Here is a 17066-nt window from a genome sequence, read left to right on the forward strand (position 1 = left end):
CGCGTGGTCGCGCCGCCTATATAGGCAGCACCACAGCCGCAAAGAGAGTGTTTCATGTCCACCACCCGCCACACCCGCCTGCTCATCATCGGTTCCGGCCCGACCGGCTACACGGCCGCCGTCTACGGCGCCCGCGCGATGCTGGACCCGATCCTCGTTCAGGGGATCGAGCCGGGCGGCCAGCTGACAACCACGACCGAGGTCGAAAACTGGCCGGGCGATACGGAAGTGCAGGGTCCCGACCTGATGGTCCGCATGGAAGCCCATGCGAAAGCGATGGGCACCGAGATCATTTCCGACCATATCTCCTCGCTCGACCTGTCGAAGCGCCCCTTCACGGCGCAGGGCGACACCGGCACGACCTACACGGCCGATGCGGTGATCCTCGCGACCGGCGCCAAGGCCAAATGGCTGGGGCTGGAGACGGAAGAGAAATTCAAGGGCTTCGGCGTCTCGGCCTGCGCCACCTGCGACGGCTTCTTCTATCGTGGGCAGGAAATCGTCGTGATCGGCGGCGGCAACACGGCCGTGGAGGAAGCGCTCTTTCTCACCAACTTCGCCTCCAAGGTCACGCTCATCCACCGCCGCGACGAGTTGCGGGCGGAAAAAATTCTGCAGGAGCGGCTGTTCAAGAACGAAAAGATCGAAACCCTCTGGTTCCATGAACTGGACGAGGTGCTGGGCGAGAATGACCCGCTGGGTGTCACCGGCGTTCGCGTCCGCCATACCCAGACCGGCGAAACGCAGGAGATCCCCTGCAAGGGTGTCTTCGTCGCCATCGGCCACGCACCGGCCTCCGAACTGGTGAAAGACCAGCTGGAGACGCATATGGGCGGCTATGTGAAGGTCACGCCGGGGTCCACGCGCACCTCGATCCCGGGCGTCTTTGCGGCCGGCGACCTGACCGATCCGGTCTACCGCCAGGCGGTCACCTCGGCCGGAATGGGCTGCATGGCGGCGCTCGACGCAGAGCACTTCCTGTCGGAAGAAGAATAATTTCCCGAAATCTGCCGAAATCAGGGCCTGTGTTTGGAACATTGTCCCTGATTTCGGTTGAAGCAGGCCGGAAATGGGTGCATTACGCCGGCGACCGATAAACAGGACCTCCGAACCAGAGCGAGAGCAGTGATGCCCAGTCCCAATCTTGTACCGATTTCCGAACTCTACGTGTCCTATGACAGCGCCGCGAAACTGAAGCAGGAGGCGGCCGAACTGCCCTCCTGGGATCTGACCCCGCGCCAGATCTGCGATCTGGAACTCCTGATGAATGGCGGGTTCAACCCGCTCAAGGGTTTCCTGTCCGAAGCCGATTACGACAGTGTGGTCGACACGATGCGCCTGACCGACGGGTCGCTCTGGCCGATGCCGATCACGCTCGATGTCAGCCAGAGTTTCGCCGACACGATCGAACCGGGCCAGGACATTGCATTGCGCGATCAGGAAGGCGTGATCCTTGCCATCCTGTCCGTGTCCGACAAATGGACGCCCGACAAGGCACGCGAGGCCGAAAAGGTCTTCGGCGCCGACGATCTGGCCCATCCGGCGGTGAACTATCTGCACAATCAGGCCGGACCGGTCTATCTGGGCGGTCCGATCACCGGCATCCAGCAGCCGGTCCATTACGACTATCGCGGCCGCCGCGACACGCCCAACGAATTGCGCGCCTATTTCCGCAAGATGGGATGGCGCCGCATCGTCGCCTTCCAGACCCGCAATCCGCTGCACCGCGCGCATCAGGAACTGACCTTCCGCGCAGCCAAGGAAGCGCAGGCCAACCTGCTCATCCATCCGGTCGTGGGCATGACAAAGCCGGGCGATATCGACCATTTCACCCGCGTCCGCTGCTACGAGGCCGTGCTCGACAAATATCCGTCGGCCACCACCCATCTGAGCCTGCTCAATCTGGCCATGCGGATGGCCGGCCCGCGGGAGGCCGTCTGGCACGGGCTGATCCGCGCCAACCATGGCGTGACCCATTTCATCGTCGGCCGCGACCATGCCGGCCCCGGCAAGAACAGCGCGGGCGAGGATTTCTACGGGCCCTATGACGCGCAGGACCTGTTCCGCGAATATGAAAGCGAGATCGGCGTCGAGATGGTGCCCTTCAAGCATATGGTCTACGTGCAGGAACGCGCCGAATACCAGCCGGCAGACGAGGTGGCGCAGGATGCAACGGTGCTCAACATCTCGGGCACCGAGTTGCGCCGCCGCCTGCAGGAGGGGCTGGAGATCCCCGAATGGTTCTCCTTCCCCGAAGTGGTGACGGAACTGCGCCGCACCAAGCCGCCGCGCTCCAAACAGGGGTTCACGGTCTTCTTCACCGGCCTGTCCGGTTCGGGCAAGTCGACCATCGCCAACGCGCTCATGGTCAAGCTGATGGAGATGGGCGGCCGCCCGGTGACGCTGCTTGACGGCGATGTGGTGCGCAAGAACCTCTCGTCGGAGCTTGGCTTCTCCAAGGAGCATCGCGACCTGAACATCCGCCGGATCGGCTATGTCGCGTCGGAGATCACCAAGAATGGCGGCATCGCGATTTGTGCGCCGATCGCGCCCTACACGGCGACCCGGCGTGCGGTGCGCGAGGATATCGAGCAATACGGGGCCTTCGTGGAAATCCACGTCGCCACCTCGCTCGAAGAATGCGAGCGCCGTGACCGCAAGGGGCTCTACCAGATGGCGCGGGCCGGGAAGATCAAGGAATTTACCGGCATCTCCGACCCGTATGAGGCACCGACGCAGGCGGAACTGGTGGTCGATACCGAGAATCTCGACGTCGACTATTGCGCCCAGCAGGTGCTTCTGAAGCTCGAAAGCATGGGGCTCGTGAAAGCCTGACGCACGTGCGGCCCGAAGCCGACCATCCAAAGCAGAACGGGGCCCCGCAGGGCCCCGTTTTCGTCTCTACCGGCAGATGCGCGTAGTCAGTGCACGCTGACCGGCATCATGTCATTGAAGCGGGCGACGCGGAACGCTTCCGACCGGTCCGAGACAATGGCGAGCTGCGTGCCCACGCTGTCATGGATCGTGTAGAGCGTCTGCGATTCCGAAACTGGCTTCAATTCGTCGGGGATCAGTTCATTGTCCGCCACGCGGACATAGACGATGCGGTCGGCAAGCCGGCCTGTATCAGTGGCAAAATCGGTCATGAAGTGCCTCCTTTCACTGGCTCTTCCGAATTTCAATCTTCTGGACGACGGAACTCGGTGCCTGCCGGGTCAGATCCACGTGCAGCAATCCGTTTTCCATCCGGGCGCCGGTGACGTCGACGCCATCGGCAAGGACGAAACTGCGCTGGAACTGCCGGGCGGCAATGCCGCGATGCAGGAAGACGCGCCCTTCGCCCGTATCCTTCTGCTGTCCGCGGATCACAAGCTGGCTGTCCTCCACCGTGATGGAGAGGTCGTCTTCGGAGAACCCGGCGACGGCCAGCGTGATGCGGTAGGCATTCTGGTCGGTCTGTTCGATATTATAGGGCGGGTAGGCATCCGCCCCCGTCTTTGCGGTTCGTTCCACCAGCCGATCGAGCTGCTCAAAGCCCAGAAGGAACGGGTGAGACGCAAAGGAAACCTTCGTCATGTGTCTAGTCCTTTCAAGAAGCGACTGGTCGTCCGGTCCCCGCTTTTGCAGCAAACCGGCTTGGGTCTGATATGGCGTTTGCAGCCCGAAAAACAAGGGCCGCGCCATTCAACTCTAGGCGAAAGGCGCCGCCGTTGCTATCCTCCGCCACGGGCCGGATTTTTTCGCCCTTACGACCAGAAGGACACGTCCCCGAACATGACCGAGCCGCCCATTCTCGACCGCAAGGAAATCCTGCTGATGGAGAAGGAACAGCTCGAGGCCGAACATCGTGATCTCGATCAGGCGATTGCCGCGCTGGACGCGGAGGGCCGCGCCGATCCGCTGGCGCTCCGGCGGCTGAAAAAGCGCAAGCTGGGCCTGAAGGACCGGCTGGCGCGGATCGAGGATGAACTGACCCCGGACATCATTGCCTGAACGGGCATTTCGCGCGCTTGCAGCGCGGGGCGCGGTGCCTATAGTGCGCCCCGAGAGACAGGGCCGGACCCGGACCGGCGACAGCCAAGGAGGCAGACTATGGTCACCCGCGTAGGGATCGTGATGGGCAGCCAGTCGGACTGGCCGACCATGAGGGAGGCCGCCGACGTGCTCGACGCGCTTCAGGTGCCCTACGAGGCCAAAATCGTGTCTGCCCACCGCACGCCGCAGCGTATGGCGGACTATGCCGAAAGCGCCGCGGGGCGCGGCCTGCATGTCATCATCGCCGGTGCCGGTGGCGCCGCCCACCTGCCGGGGATGCTCGCCGCGATGACGCGGGTGCCGGTGCTCGGCGTGCCGGTGCAGTCGAAGGCGCTGAGCGGGGTCGACTCGCTCCATTCCATCGTCCAGATGCCCAAGGGCGTGCCGGTCGGCACGCTGGCCATCGGTCCGGCGGGTGCCGCCAATGCCGGACTGCTCGCCGCCGCGATCCTTGCCAATACGGACGAGAAACTGGCCGAACGGCTGACCGCCTGGCGCGCCGCCCAGACCGCCGCCGTACCCGACGAGCCGCGCGATGAGTGAGATCCTTCCCGCCGGCAGCACCATCGGCATCCTCGGCGGCGGCCAGCTCGGGCGCATGCTCGCCATGGCAGCGGCCCGTCTCGACTATCGCTGTCACATCTACGACCCGGCCGATGCGCCGCCCGCCGGTCAGGTCGTGCCCGATGTCACCTGCGGGGCCTGGACCGACATCGCCGCACTGGAGCGGTTCGCACGCGCAGTCGACCTGGTGACATTCGAGTTCGAGAATGTGCCCGCCGAGGCGCTTGACGCGATCGAGGCGATCGTGCCGGTGCGCCCGGGCCGTCGCGCGCTGTCCGTGAGCCAGGACCGGATCGACGAGAAGGATTTCCTGACCGGGATCGGCCTGACCACCGCGCCCTATGCGCGGATCGACGACCTGCCAATGCTGGAGGCTGCGCTCGGCGTGATCGGCACCCCGTCGATCCTGAAAACCCGGCGCATGGGCTATGATGGCAAGGGCCAGATGCGGATCGACCGGCCGGATCAGGCCAAGCGGGCGCTGGAACTGCTCGACCACCAGCCGGCCGTGCTGGAAGGGTTCGTCGATTTCGAGCGGGAGATTTCCGTCATCGGCGCGCGCGGCGCCGACGGACAGACCGTCTGTTTCGACCCCGGGGAGAACATGCATCGCGACGGGATCCTGCGCCGCACGCTGGTGCCTGCGGAAATTCCGGAGGCGCTGAAGCTCGACGCCGTGCTGCTCACCGGCCGGATCCTGAACGCGCTCGACTATGTCGGCGTGATGGGGGTGGAGCTTTTCGTGACCGACCGTGGACTGGTCGTCAACGAGATCGCGCCGCGCGTGCACAATAGCGGCCACTGGACCCAGAACGGCTGTGCCATCGACCAGTTCGAGCAGCATATCCGCGCCATCACCGGCATGCCGCTGGGCGACGGATCACGCTTTGCCAATGTCGAGATGATCAACCTGATCGGCGAGGACCTGAACGGGCTGGAACAGTATCTGCAGGATGCGATCCACCTCTATGGCAAGGCGGATATCCGCGACGGGCGCAAGATGGGTCACGTCAACCGGGTGCGCCCGCTGGGCTGACCCCGTCACCGGGGCCGCCTGCGCGAAACGCCGGCCCGGCGCCTATTGCGCCGGACCGGACGCGGGATCAGCCGGTATAGCCCTGACGGGCGGCATTGGCCTCGGCATCGGACTTGGCCTTGTAGCCCTCGCTCGATGCACCGACGATCTGGCCGTTGCTGGCCTTGCGCCGCCAGCGATGCTCGCCCTTCTTGTCGGTGTAGAATTCCCACTTGTCGGACGCCACCGCACCGCGGTTCATGTTGGCCTCGCAATCGGCCTTCTTTGTGTAGCCCTCGGAGGCCGCGCCGACGATCTGCCCGTTGCTGGCGATCCGGCGCCAGCGATATTCGCCGCGCTTGTCCTGATAAACCTCGAACTTGTCATTCTCTCCGGCCATAAGCTTTGTCCCTGATTGATAAATTGATACTCCCCACCGGGCGGCCGAAATTGCGGCCCTGCCCTGCGCACAGGATTGCGCGGGCCGGACGAAAGCGCAAGCCGCTGCGTGTCAGGCGCCGCGGCGACCAGCGAGCGTGGCGAGAAGAACGCCGCCAAGCACCATCAGGGCGGCGATGATGAACCGTAGCGTCAGCGGCTCGGAGAGGAACAGCATCCCGCCCGCAACCGCCAAGAGCGGCGCGACCAGTTGCATCACGGCCGCGCGGGTGGCGCCGAGCGCGGGCAGGATCGCGTACCAGAGCGCATAGCCCAGACCCGAAGCTGCCGCGCCCGAGAGGATCGCCAGCAGGAGGCCTGCGCCGCTCACCGGCAGGCCGGAGGGCGCCAGCGCCCACGCCAGAACCGAGACCGGCGCGGCAAGGCAGAAGCTGAGCCCGGTGACCCGGAGCGGGTCCTTCACCCCGCGGCCGAGCAGGCTGAAAATCCCCCAGGACAGGCCCGCCAGCGCCATCAGCACGAACCCGAGCGGATCGGGCGCGGCGGCGCCGGGCAGGAAGAGCACGACCAGCCCCGCAAAGCCGAGCACCGCCCCGCACCAGCGGAGCAGTGGCGGGCGGTCGCCCGACAGGACCGCGCCCGCGAACATGGTCATCTGCACCATGCCGAAGAGGATCAGCGCACCGGTGCCGGTATCGAGCGCCAGATAGGCGAAAGTGAATGCAAGCGTGTAGCCCAGCAGCGCCAGAGCGGGCCGCACGGGCAGCGGGCCCGGGTTCCAGTTGCCGCGCAGAGCCAGCAGGAGCGCCAGCGTCACCGCGCCCGACACGAGCCGGATCGCGCTGAATTCGGGTGCTCCGATCTGGCCTCCGACAAGAGCCGCGCGGGTCAGCACGGAATTGGCAGCAAAGGCGATGAGCGCCAGTGCCGTCAGGCCGGCAAGCGCGGCTCGGCTCATCCCCGGCCCCGTCCGCGCACGATCAGGACGACGAGCAGCACCAGCCCCAGACCGCCCGCGATGAAGGAGAGCGGCAGGAAGAAGCTTTCCTGCACCACACCATTTTCGTCGATGCCGCTCACGAAGCGCCGTTCGATGATGGCCGACAGGAGCCCGACCACGAGCAGGAGGATCGTCAGGAGTCGCAAAAACATCGGGGCACCTCTTACGGCCGGTTGCGGGTACTGCAGGGGTAACCGAACCGGCGGCCGGACGGAAGGGCGACGCTGTCGTGGACCAGTTTTCGGGCGAATTGTCTGAATGCCGCTCAACCTGAGGATTGAAGTGCGATCAGAGCAGGGCTAGCCTTGTCCGCAACCCAACAGCGGAGGATTCAAGATGTTTCGATCCATCGGATATGCCGCGCTGGCAGCGATCGGACTGGCAGTCCCGTCGCCGGGAACCGCGCAGACGCTCGGCTTCTCAGACACATATGCGACGCTCTATATCGGCGCGACGCGCATGCCGGACTTCGACTTCGACGCGCTGCAGACCGTGCCGGACGTGATCGTCGGAAACGGCACGATCACGACAGACAACGGCGGCACGATCGGTGCAGCTTTCGGCGCACGGGTCACACCCGACCTGCGGGCGGAGGTGGAACTGTCCTACAGCCGCAACAACACGGTAGAGATCGGCAGCCCCTATGCGACCTATGACGGTGATTTCACGGCGCTCTTCGGCACTGTGAACCTCTGGTACGATTTCCCGGTCGGCGCGACGGTGCGTCCCTATGCGGGCGGCGGGATCGGCTTTGCGCGGGTCAGCCATCTCGGCAAGAGCGAAACCGGTGTGACGCTCGTCGACGACAGCGACACGGCGCTTGCGGGGCAACTTGGCCTCGGCCTGCAATTTGATGTCGGTCCGTCCGGTGCTGTCGATCTGGGCTACAGGTACCGGATGACACGGGACCTCAGCTTTTCCACCACACAGACATTCATTCCGACCGATTTCGTGAACGCGCCCTATGCGGCCCACGCGATCACGCTGGGATACAGCTACCGGTTCTGACCGGACGCATCGGACAAAAGAAAAGGGCCGCCCGAAGGCAGCCCTTTCCCTGTTCCTTGCGGAAGCGGCTGATTACATCATGCCGCCCATGCCGCCCATGCCACCCATGTCGGGCATGCCGCCGCCAGCAGCCGCGCCTTTCGGCTCCGGCTTGTCGGCAACCATCGCCTCGGTGGTGATGAGCAGGCCGGCAACCGACGCCGCATCTTCCAGAGCGGTGCGGACAACCTTGGCCGGATCGATCACGCCGAAGGAGAACATGTCGCCATATTCTTCGGTCTGGGCGTTGAAGCCGAAGGCCGCGTCGGAGGATTCGCGGACCTTGCCGGCCACAACGGCACCGTCGACGCCGGCGTTTTCGGCGATCTGGCGCAGCGGGGCTTCGAGCGCACGGCGCACGATGGAGATACCCGCATCCTGATCGGCATTTTCGCCGGTCATGTCGGCCAGAGCCTTGGCCGCCTGAACCAGAGCGACACCGCCGCCCACGACGACACCTTCCTGAACGGCCGCACGGGTCGCGTTCAGCGCGTCATCGACACGGTCCTTGCGCTCTTTCACTTCGACCTCGGTCGAACCGCCGACGCGGATCACGGCAACACCGCCAGCCAGCTTGGCCAGACGTTCCTGCAGTTTCTCGCGGTCGTAATCGGAGGAGGTTTCCTCGATCTGCTGGCGGATCTGAGCGACGCGCGCGTCGATCTCGGCCTTCTCGCCAGCACCGTCGACGATCGTGGTGTCGTCCTTGGTGATGCGGACTTTCTTGGCCGTGCCGAGCATTTCCATGCCGACATTTTCCAACTTCATGCCGAGGTCTTCGGAGATGACCTGGCCGCCGGTCAGGATCGCGATGTCCTGCAGCATGGCCTTGCGGCGATCGCCGAAACCCGGTGCCTTGACGGCAGCGATCTTCAGGCCGCCACGCAGCTTGTTGACCACCAGCGTTGCCAGAGCTTCGCCGTCGACATCTTCAGCGATGATGATGAGCGGCTTGCCGGACTGGATGACGGTTTCGAGCAGCGGGACCATCGGCTGCAGCGAGGAGAGTTTCTTCTCGTGCAGGAGGATGAGCGCGTCGTCGAGCTCGGCCACCATCTTGTCGGGGTTGGTGATGAAGTAGGGCGACAGGTAGCCGCGGTCGAACTGCATGCCTTCGACGACCTCGGTCTCGGTCTCCAGGCCCTTGTTCTCTTCGACGGTGATGACGCCCTCGTTGCCGACTTTCTGCATCGCGTCGGCGATCTGGCGGCCGATTTCGGCTTCGCCGTTGGCGGAGATGGTGCCGACCTGTGCGACTTCGTCGCTGTCGTTCACCGGACGTGCGCTGTCCTTGATCTTGGCCACGACGGTCGCAACCGCGGTGTCGATGCCGCGCTTGAGGTCCATCGGGTTCATGCCGGCGGCAACCGACTTCATGCCTTCGCGGACGATGGCCTGGGCCAGAACGGTCGCAGTGGTGGTGCCGTCACCGGCTTCGTCGTTGGTGCGGGAAGCAACTTCCTTCACCATCTGCGCGCCCATGTTCTCGAACTTGTCGTCCAGTTCGATTTCCTTGGCGACAGAGACACCGTCCTTGGTGATGCGCGGTGCGCCGAAGGACTTGTCCAGAACGACGTTCCGGCCTTTCGGGCCCAGGGTGACTTTCACGGCGTTTGCCAGAATGTCCACGCCCTTGAGCATGCGGTTGCGGGCGTCGGTATCGAATTTGACGTCTTTAGCAGCCATGTTCATGTGCTCCTATAGTGTGTGTGAATGGGGTCTGCGACTTCAGGCGATGATGCCCAGGATGTCGCTTTCCTTCATGATCAGCAGATCTTCGCCGTCCAGCTTGATCTCGGTGCCCGACCATTTGCCGAACAGGATCTTGTCGCCGGCCTTGACGTCCATCGCGATCCGATCACCGTCGTCGTCACGGGCGCCGGCGCCAACAGCGACGATTTCGCCCTCAGACGGTTTTTCCTTGGCGCTGTCGGGAATGATCAGGCCGCCAGCGGTTTTCTCTTCGCCTTCCAGGCGGCGAACCAGTACACGATCGTGCAAGGGAGTGAATGCCATGGAAATTGCTCCTCCGAGTATTCCGTTCAGGTGGAAAGTCATCTGTTAGCACTCTCCACCCTTGAGTGCTAACAGCCGGTAAGTAGGAGGGGTGAAAGCCCGAGTCAAGGGAAAGCGGGGCAGGTTTTCGCGTCCCGATCGCCGGTCTCGCTTTGCAATGGCCCCGCGCAGCATCTATGTGCTGGAACAGCCATTGCAACCGCGCCTTCTGGAAAGGATTTCCATGACCCGGATCATCGACCGGCTTGCCGACATTTCCGGCCAATATGACGCCCTCTTCTGTGACCTGTGGGGCTGCCTGCACAATGGACGGCGCGCCTTTCCCGATGCGGTCGCCGCGCTTCAGGCCTTCCGTGCGACGGGCGGCCGTGTGGTGCTCCTGACCAACTCGCCGCGCCCCGCCCGCGAGGTGGAAGCCCAGCTCGACGGGATGAACGTGCCCCGTGATGCCTATGACCTGATCGTCTCCTCCGGCGATGCGGCACAGGCTGCAATGGCCGCGGGCCAGTTCGGCCGGCGCGTCTACCATATCGGGCCTGCGCGAGACCTGCCCTTCTTCACTGCGCCCGACGGCACGCCCTACGATGTGGAGCGGGTCGAACTGGCGGAGGCCGAAGGGATCATCTGCACCGGGCTTTTCGACGACCAGACCGAGACACCGGAAGATTACCGCCTGACCATCGCGACCGGGGTCAATCGCGGGCTGAAGCTGCTCTGCGCCAATCCCGACATCGTGGTCGACGTGGGCGAGAAGCGGATCTTCTGTGCCGGCGCGATTGCGGCGGCCTATACCGAGGCCGGTGGCGAGAGCTTCTACTACGGCAAGCCGCATGCCCCGATCTACCAGTTGGCACGGCAGAAACTGGCGGAGGCCGGCGGCGGGGTCGAGGATGACCGCATTCTCTGCCTTGGCGACGGGATCGCCACGGATGTGCGCGGCGGCGTGGGCGAAGGGCTCGACACGCTTTTCGTCACCGGCGGCCTGGCCGCCAGCGAAACCGGCACGATCGCCGGGCGGCCCGAAGCCGACCTGCTCGACCAGTTCCTGTCGGCTCATTCGCTGTCCCCGACTGCGGCGATCGGCTTCCTTCGCTGAAGCCTTCCCGACACAAAATTTCTTGGTAGTTCAATCTTGCGCAAATAAATTGCGCAAGATTGTTGCGTGAACGTCGAATCGATGCTAGGCATTGTGCGTTGCACAAATGTGGTGCCGTCGCAGCCCGGTCCGGGCGGTGTCTGGGGAGGAGAACTGATGTTGGACCAGAGAGGGCACAATCTGCCGGTCGGAACGATCTGTATCGAGGATCTGGAGATCGGCATGAGCCGCGCACTGTCGAAGGTGATTGGGGACACCGAGATCGAACAGTTCGCCGCGCTTTCGACGGACCACAATCCGGTGCATCTGGATGACGACTATGCGCAGGACACGATCTTCGGCGGGCGGATCGCCCACGGGATGCTGACTGCCGGTCTGATTTCCGCCGTGATCGGGGAGCAGCTCCCCGGTCACGGCACGGTCTACCTCAAGCAGGATCTGGCCTTTCTCGCGCCTGTCCGGCCCGGCGACCGGGTGGAGGCCACGGTCCGCGTGGCCGCCATCGATCACGGCCGCCGCCGCGTGACCCTTGATTGCCAATGCGCCGTGGGCGATACGGTGGTGCTCAAGGGTGCGGCGCTTGTCCTCGCGCCCAGCCGCAAGTTCGACTGAGAGGCGCGGGCCCGGTCCGCGGGCAGCCCATGCACAGACACACGACCCTCGATCCCCTGCCCGCCGCGCATCGCGGTGCCGCGGTCGCGATGGGCAATTTCGACGGGGTCCATCTGGGGCACCAGTCGGTGCTGGCGCTGGCGCGCGCGGCCGCCGTCGAGCGCGACGCGCCGTTCGGCACGATCACCTTCGAGCCGCATCCGCGCAGCTTCTTCCAGCCCGACGCGCCGGCCTTCCGGCTGATGAATGCGGACAGCCGTGCGCACCGGCTGGCAAAGCTCGGCGTGGAAGAACTGTATGAGCTCCCCTTCGATGGCGCGCTTGCGGGCCTCACGGCAGAGGCCTTCATGGAAGACATCCTGTCGGGCGTGCTCGGCATCCGGCATCTGGTGGTGGGGGCCGATTTCCGCTTCGGCAAGGGCCGCACCGGCGATGTTGCGCTCCTGCAGGACAAGGGGCCGGCACTCGGCTTCGGCGTGACCGCCGCCCCGCTCGTCTCCGACGCGCGCGGGGATTATTCCTCCACCGCGATCCGCACCGCGCTCAGCGAGGGCCGGCCCGCCGATGCCGCGCGGATGCTCGGCCACTGGCACCGGATCGAGGGACGGGTGGAAAAGGGCTTCCAGCGCGGGCGCGACCTCGGCTTCCCCACTGCCAACATCGCGCTCGACGGGCTGCACCTGCCGAAATTCGGGGTCTATGCGGTGCTGGTCGATGTGCTGGACGGTCCGAATGCCGGCCGCTATCGCGGAGCCGCCTCGATCGGCATCCGTCCGACTTTCGGCGACCACAAGCCCAATCTCGAAGTGTTCCTGCTCGACTTTGCAGGCGACCTCTATGGCGCGGACCTCTCCGTCGCGCTCGTGGCCTACGAGCGGCCGGAGGAGAAGTTCGACACGCTGGATGCGCTGATCGAACAGATGAATGCCGATGTGGACGCCTGCCGCGCATCACTCGACGCAGCCGGCGCGTGAACCGGCGCGAATCGGGGTTTAACTTCGCCAGCCAGCGGGGCAGTCTGCGCCCATGGCACAGGCGATGCGCAAGGACTTCTGGTCGAAATACCCGCTCGACGAGCTGACCCCCGAGGAATGGGAGGCGCTCTGCGACGGCTGCGGGAAATGCTGCCTTCTGAAGCTCGAGGATGCCGATACGGGCGAGGTCGCCTACACGAATGTCGGCTGCCGCCTGCTCGACCCGGACACTTGCCGGTGCGGCAACTATCCGCTCCGCAAGCAACTGGTGCGGACCTGCATCCAACTGACTCCCGACACGCTCGAAGGGCACCTTTACTGGATGCCGCAAACCTGCGCCTACCGGCTACGGGCCAACGGCGCGCGCTTGCCCGACTGGCACCCGCTGGTCAGCGGGTCGCCCGACAGCGTGCACGAGAGCGGCATGTCCATGGCGGGCCGGATCGTGCCGGAATATGAGGTCGATGAGGAAGACCTCGAAGATTACGTGATCGAAGGAGAGTTCTGATGTGGTTCACGTCGGACAATGCCGGGCCGGCCGCGCCCGAGGTGATGGCGGCTGTTCAGGCTGCCAATGAGGGCTTTGCCTGGTCCTATGGCGAGGACGCGCTAATGGCCGAGGTCGAGGCGCAGATCCGCGACCAGTTCGAGGCGCCCGATGCGAAGGTCTACCTTGTCGCCACCGGATCGGCGGCCAACAGCATCTCGCTCGCCTGCCTGACCCCGCCATGGGGCGCGATCTACTGCCACCCGCTGGCGCATGTGGAGATCGACGAATGTGGCGGACCGGAATTCTACACGGGCGGCGCGAAACTCGTTCTGGTCGACGGGCAGGACGGGAAGATGGATCCGGATGCGCTGGCGCTGAAACTGGCCGCCGCGCGGGTGCCTGACGTGCATCATGTGCAGAAATCGACCCTGTCGCTCACCAACGTGACCGAGATGGGCACGCTCTACACGCCGGCCGAGCTTGGCCGCCTGACATCGCTGGCAAAAGACGCGGGCCTTCGCGTGCACCTTGACGGCGCGCGCTTCTCCAATGCCGTGGCGGCGCTTGGCTGCAGCCCAGCGGAACTGAGCTGGAAGGCCGGTGTCGACATGCTGAGCTTCGGCGGCACCAAGAACGGCTGCATGGGGGTGGAAGCGGTGGTGCTTTTCGACCCCGATCTGGCGTGGGAGTTCGAGTTGCGCCGCAAGCGCGGGGCGCATCTCTTCTCCAAGCACCGGTTCCTGTCGGCCCAGATGGCGGCCTATCTGAAGGACGGGCTCTGGCTCGATCTGGCGGCGCGCGCCAACCGCGCCGCCGCGCGGCTGGCCGCGGGGCTTGGCGCGATGGAGGATGTGACCCTGCTCGCGCCGGTCGAGGCCAACATGATCTTCCTGCACCTGTCGGAAGCGCGCAACGCCGCGGCCGAAGCCGGCGGCGTCACCTATTACAGCTGGCCCGATCTCACCCGCACGCCGGACGAAAAAGCCGCGCCTCTTGCGGCGCGGCTCGTCTGTGACTGGTCCAAGACCGATGCGGAAATCGACCGGACCCTTGCGGCTTTCGCGGGCTGAGGGTCAGCCGCGCTCGGCGAGGTAATCGTCGAGATAGCTGATCCGGTCCTGCCCCCAGAAGACCTGATCGTCCACCACATAGGTCGGCGCGCCGAAGACACCGGCACGCAGCGCCTCTTCGGTGTTGCGCTCGAACGTGCCCACGGCAGACAGCATCGCGCTGTCGAGGATTGCGGGATCGAACCCGTTGTCGGCGAGGCAGGCCTTCACCACCTCGTCTTCGGCGATGTTCTTCTCTTCGGCCCAGCAGGCCCGCAGGAGCGCCTGCGCCAGACCGCCGACATTGCCGCCGCCGGCTTCCTGCGCGGCGATGATGGCCGAGCAGCTCGGCACCGGATTGGTCGGCCAGTGCGCCGGCTGCAGGTTGATCGGCAGCTTGTTGCGCTTGGCGATTCGCGCCAGTTCCTGCAGCCGGTTGGCCTTGCGGCTTTCATGGCGCTGCGGAACCGGCACAGTGCCGGTTTCCTCGAACACTTTCATCAGCTGGAACGGTTTGTAGGTGATGGTCGCGCCGTGTTTTTCGGCAACCTTTTCCAGCCCGTCGCCAGCAAGGTAGGTGAAAGGGGAAAGGGTGAAGAGATAGTAGTCGATATGCGCCATGCGGCCATCCTGCCTTCCAGAGTTGATCAACCGCGCCAGAATGGCGCGACCGTTGGACTTTGCAAGGGGGTATCCGGATGCTATGGGCTGCACAAGCGATCGTGATCACGCGGCCCAAGGAGTCGAGCATGAATGTAGGCTTTCAACCGAAACTGATGTCGGGGAATGCCAACCGGCCCCTTGCCCAGTCCATCGCCAAGCGGATGTCCTTCCACCTCGGCACGCAGGTCGGCCTGGTAAATGCCCGCGTTGAGCGGTTCAACGATCAGGAAGTCTTTGTCGAGGTTTACGAGAATGTCCGCGGCGAGGACATGTTTATCATCCAGTCGACCTCGAACCCCGCGAACGACAACCTGATGGAACTGCTGATCATGACGGATGCGCTGCGCCGGTCCTCGGCCGCGCGGATCACCGCCGTGATTCCCTATTTCGGCTATGCCCGTCAGGACCGCCGGACCAAGGCACGGACGCCGATCTCGGCCAAGCTGGTCGCCAACCTGATCGCGGGCGCGGGCATCGAGCGGGTCCTGACGATGGACCTCCATGCCGCGCAGATTCAGGGCTTCTTTGACCTGCCGGTCGACAATCTCTATGCCTCTCCGGTCTTTGCGCTCGATATCCGGCACAATTTCAAAAAGCTCGACAAGATTACGGTCGTCAGCCCCGATGTCGGTGGCGTGGGCCGGGCCCGCGAACTGGCCGAACGGATCGGCGCCGATCTGGCCATCGTCGACAAGCGACGCTCCGCGCCCGGCGAGGTTGCCAGCATGACCGTCATCGGTGAGGTCAAGGACCGCGTCTGCATCATCATCGACGATATCTGCGACACGGCCGGTACGCTCTGCAAGGCGGCGGGCCTGTTGAAGGACAGCGGCGCGACCGAGGTGCACGCCTATATCTCGCACGGGGTCCTGTCCGGACCCGCGGTGGAACGCGTCACCAAATCGGCGCTGAAATCGCTCGTCATCACGGACACGATCGAGCCGACCGAAGCGGTCGCAGCCGCGCCCAACATCCGCATCGTGCCGACCGCGCCGATCTTCGGGCAGGCGATCCTCAACATCGCCAAGGGTACCTCGGTCTCCTCGCTCTTCGACGACGAGACGCTGGGTCCGGTCTACGAGCGGTTCTACCCCAACGCCTGACGGATCCGCCTATCAGGCGCCGGTGGCAGGCGCTTCCGGTTCCGGATCGGGCATGGCACGGCCATGTTCGGACACCAGCACATAGACCTTGCTCGGGCCGATCGCCTCGCCCGCCGCGCTTTCGAGCGCGCGCGCCAGACGGTCGACCTCCGCGGCCGTGACCGGTGCGCCGGGATCGACATAGGCCGCGACGAAGAAGCTGCGGCCAAGCTTCGTCACCGACAGATCAACGAGTTTCATGCCCGCGGCATCCATCGGCGCCCGCGCCGCGCGGCGCATCGCCTGCACGTTGGCCGGTGCCGCCGAGATGCTCGCCAGTTCGCGTAACCCGTCGCGGAACCCGGTCACCGGCACGGAGATCATGGCAAGCGCAAGGATGACGAGGATCACGCTGTCGCCCACCGGGATGATCACCTCCAGCGGTGTGCCGACGAGATAGGGCAGCCCGACAAGCGCCACACCGGTCGCCAGGGACAGGAGCCCGTCGACAATCGCCGACTGGCGCTCAACCTTCAGGATCGCACTGCGACCGCCCGACTTGCGCAGATTGTACGCATGGAACGCCGCCAACCCGAAACAGAGGATCACGATACCAATGAAATAGACGATAATCGGCCCGTAGACGAGGTCCCGCCCCTCCCCGTTCAGGATGTAGTTGACGATGTTGGTCACAGCGGACACGAAACTGACCACGATCAGCACCACCAGAATGAGCGTGCGGAACGTCTGATAGATCGCCTCGTCGGCGGAAAAGCCGTAGGGCCGTTGCCGTGTTGCCGGCCGGAGCGCGTTGGCCCCGATCCGCGCGGCAAAAATGGCAGAGATGAACCCGACGCCGGAATAGAGCCCGTCCAGTTGCAGCGCCGAGGAGTTGGAGAGCCAGGCCGCCCCGATGCCCGCAATGGCCATCAGCAGGTTGATCCACTTGGCCGCTGTCAGCGAGCGCTGTTCATATCTGTCGGTCACGCGGCCCTGCCCTGCGCCGGTCCGGCTGCCCCACCGC

At 64.8% G+C, this 17066-nt stretch carries 21 protein-coding genes; 12 read left to right on the forward strand and 9 right to left on the reverse strand.

What is annotated here, in order from left to right:
- Window positions 1–54: 54 nt before the first annotated feature.
- Window positions 55–996, forward strand: coding sequence for a thioredoxin-disulfide reductase (gene trxB, locus GSH16_RS02090; protein ID WP_160851383.1), 942 nt, complete (start codon window positions 55–57; stop codon window positions 994–996).
- Between the two features lie 132 nt (window positions 997–1128).
- Window positions 1129–2835, forward strand: coding sequence for a bifunctional sulfate adenylyltransferase/adenylylsulfate kinase (locus GSH16_RS02095; RefSeq protein WP_160851385.1), 1707 nt, complete (start codon window positions 1129–1131; stop codon window positions 2833–2835).
- Window positions 2836–2921: 86 nt separating this feature from the next.
- Here GSH16_RS02095 and GSH16_RS02100 read toward each other — a convergent pair whose 3' ends face one another.
- Together GSH16_RS02100 and GSH16_RS02105 are read right to left on the reverse strand one after the other, a co-directional pair.
- The gene (locus tag GSH16_RS02100; protein WP_160851387.1) at window positions 2922–3146 is read right to left on the reverse strand and encodes a DUF1150 family protein; all 225 of its coding nucleotides are present in this window, start codon (window positions 3144–3146) and stop codon (window positions 2922–2924) included.
- Window positions 3147–3159: 13 nt separating this feature from the next.
- On the reverse strand, window positions 3160–3576 hold the full coding sequence (locus GSH16_RS02105) for an Hsp20 family protein (RefSeq protein ID WP_160851388.1): 417 nt from the start codon (window positions 3574–3576) through the stop codon (window positions 3160–3162).
- 198 nt (window positions 3577–3774) lie between these two features.
- On the opposite strand from GSH16_RS02105, the gene GSH16_RS02110 reads away from it, so the two are divergent.
- The 3 genes from GSH16_RS02110 to GSH16_RS02120 all read left to right on the forward strand — a co-directional run bounded on the left by GSH16_RS02110 (window position 3775) and on the right by GSH16_RS02120 (window position 5635).
- The gene (locus GSH16_RS02110) at window positions 3775–3993 is read left to right on the forward strand and encodes a YdcH family protein (protein ID WP_160851390.1); all 219 of its coding nucleotides are present in this window, start codon (window positions 3775–3777) and stop codon (window positions 3991–3993) included.
- A 99-nt stretch (window positions 3994–4092) separates the two neighbouring features.
- Window positions 4093–4578 carry a 5-(carboxyamino)imidazole ribonucleotide mutase gene (purE, locus tag GSH16_RS02115; RefSeq protein WP_160851392.1) on the forward strand — a complete coding sequence of 162 codons (486 nt, stop codon included), beginning with the start codon at window positions 4093–4095 and terminating at the stop codon, window positions 4576–4578.
- On the forward strand, window positions 4571–5635 hold the full coding sequence (locus tag GSH16_RS02120) for a 5-(carboxyamino)imidazole ribonucleotide synthase (RefSeq protein WP_160851393.1): 1065 nt from the start codon (window positions 4571–4573) through the stop codon (window positions 5633–5635). The genes purE and GSH16_RS02120 overlap by 8 nt, the downstream gene beginning before the upstream one ends.
- Before the next feature lie 67 nt (window positions 5636–5702).
- Here GSH16_RS02120 and GSH16_RS02125 read toward each other — a convergent pair whose 3' ends face one another.
- The 3 genes from GSH16_RS02125 to GSH16_RS02135 all read right to left on the reverse strand — a co-directional run bounded on the left by GSH16_RS02125 (window position 5703) and on the right by GSH16_RS02135 (window position 7165).
- Window positions 5703–6014: a YegP family protein gene (locus tag GSH16_RS02125; protein ID WP_160851395.1), complete on the reverse strand. Its 312-nt coding sequence runs from the start codon at window positions 6012–6014 to the stop codon at window positions 5703–5705.
- 111 nt (window positions 6015–6125) lie between these two features.
- Window positions 6126–6971, reverse strand: a complete 846-nt coding sequence (locus tag GSH16_RS02130) for a DMT family transporter (RefSeq protein WP_160851397.1) — start codon at window positions 6969–6971, stop codon at window positions 6126–6128.
- Window positions 6968–7165, reverse strand: a complete 198-nt coding sequence (locus GSH16_RS02135; protein ID WP_160851399.1) for a DUF3955 domain-containing protein — start codon at window positions 7163–7165, stop codon at window positions 6968–6970. Before GSH16_RS02135 ends, GSH16_RS02130 begins: the two co-directional genes overlap by 4 nt.
- A gap of 184 nt (window positions 7166–7349) precedes the next feature.
- Between GSH16_RS02135 and GSH16_RS02140 the strand changes: the two genes are divergently transcribed.
- Complete coding sequence (locus tag GSH16_RS02140; RefSeq protein WP_160851400.1) at window positions 7350–8021, forward strand: outer membrane protein; 672 nt, start codon at window positions 7350–7352, stop codon at window positions 8019–8021.
- 72 nt (window positions 8022–8093) lie between these two features.
- Here the strand turns inward: GSH16_RS02140 and groL are convergent, their stop codons facing one another.
- Both groL and groES read right to left on the reverse strand, forming a co-directional pair.
- Window positions 8094–9746 (reverse strand): chaperonin GroEL, encoded by a 1653-nt coding sequence (groL, locus tag GSH16_RS02145; RefSeq protein WP_160851402.1) that lies wholly within the window; start codon window positions 9744–9746, stop codon window positions 8094–8096.
- A gap of 42 nt (window positions 9747–9788) precedes the next feature.
- Window positions 9789–10076 carry a co-chaperone GroES gene (gene groES, locus GSH16_RS02150; RefSeq protein ID WP_160851404.1) on the reverse strand — a complete coding sequence of 96 codons (288 nt, stop codon included), beginning with the start codon at window positions 10074–10076 and terminating at the stop codon, window positions 9789–9791.
- Window positions 10077–10299: 223 nt separating this feature from the next.
- Between groES and GSH16_RS02155 the strand changes: the two genes are divergently transcribed.
- From GSH16_RS02155 to GSH16_RS02175, 5 genes are all read left to right on the forward strand, one after another.
- Complete coding sequence (locus tag GSH16_RS02155) at window positions 10300–11172, forward strand: TIGR01459 family HAD-type hydrolase (RefSeq protein WP_160851406.1); 873 nt, start codon at window positions 10300–10302, stop codon at window positions 11170–11172.
- A gap of 156 nt (window positions 11173–11328) precedes the next feature.
- Complete coding sequence (locus GSH16_RS02160) at window positions 11329–11784, forward strand: MaoC family dehydratase (protein ID WP_160851408.1); 456 nt, start codon at window positions 11329–11331, stop codon at window positions 11782–11784.
- A 29-nt stretch (window positions 11785–11813) separates the two neighbouring features.
- On the forward strand, window positions 11814–12758 hold the full coding sequence (locus GSH16_RS02165) for a bifunctional riboflavin kinase/FAD synthetase (protein WP_160851409.1): 945 nt from the start codon (window positions 11814–11816) through the stop codon (window positions 12756–12758).
- A 52-nt stretch (window positions 12759–12810) separates the two neighbouring features.
- The gene (locus GSH16_RS02170) at window positions 12811–13266 is read left to right on the forward strand and encodes a YcgN family cysteine cluster protein (RefSeq protein ID WP_160851411.1); all 456 of its coding nucleotides are present in this window, start codon (window positions 12811–12813) and stop codon (window positions 13264–13266) included.
- Window positions 13266–14318, forward strand: coding sequence for a threonine aldolase family protein (locus tag GSH16_RS02175; RefSeq protein WP_160851413.1), 1053 nt, complete (start codon window positions 13266–13268; stop codon window positions 14316–14318). The genes GSH16_RS02170 and GSH16_RS02175 overlap by 1 nt, the downstream gene beginning before the upstream one ends.
- A gap of 3 nt (window positions 14319–14321) precedes the next feature.
- Here GSH16_RS02175 and GSH16_RS02180 read toward each other — a convergent pair whose 3' ends face one another.
- Window positions 14322–14918, reverse strand: a complete 597-nt coding sequence (locus tag GSH16_RS02180) for a 2-hydroxychromene-2-carboxylate isomerase (protein ID WP_160851415.1) — start codon at window positions 14916–14918, stop codon at window positions 14322–14324.
- Window positions 14919–15046: 128 nt separating this feature from the next.
- Here GSH16_RS02180 and GSH16_RS02185 point away from each other — a divergent pair, with 128 nt between their 5' ends.
- Entirely contained in the window at window positions 15047–16063 is a 1017-nt protein-coding gene (locus GSH16_RS02185; protein ID WP_160851416.1) for a ribose-phosphate pyrophosphokinase, read from the forward strand.
- A 12-nt stretch (window positions 16064–16075) separates the two neighbouring features.
- On the opposite strand, the gene GSH16_RS02190 is transcribed toward GSH16_RS02185, so the two are convergent.
- A complete protein-coding gene (locus GSH16_RS02190; protein ID WP_160851418.1) occupies window positions 16076–17029 on the reverse strand; it encodes a cation transporter in 954 nt (317 codons plus the stop codon).
- Between the last annotated feature and the right edge of the window lie 37 nt (window positions 17030–17066).

It is taken from the genome of Oceanomicrobium pacificus (genome assembly GCF_009833495.1).
GTDB lineage: Bacteria > Pseudomonadota > Alphaproteobacteria > Rhodobacterales > Rhodobacteraceae > Oceanomicrobium > Oceanomicrobium pacificus.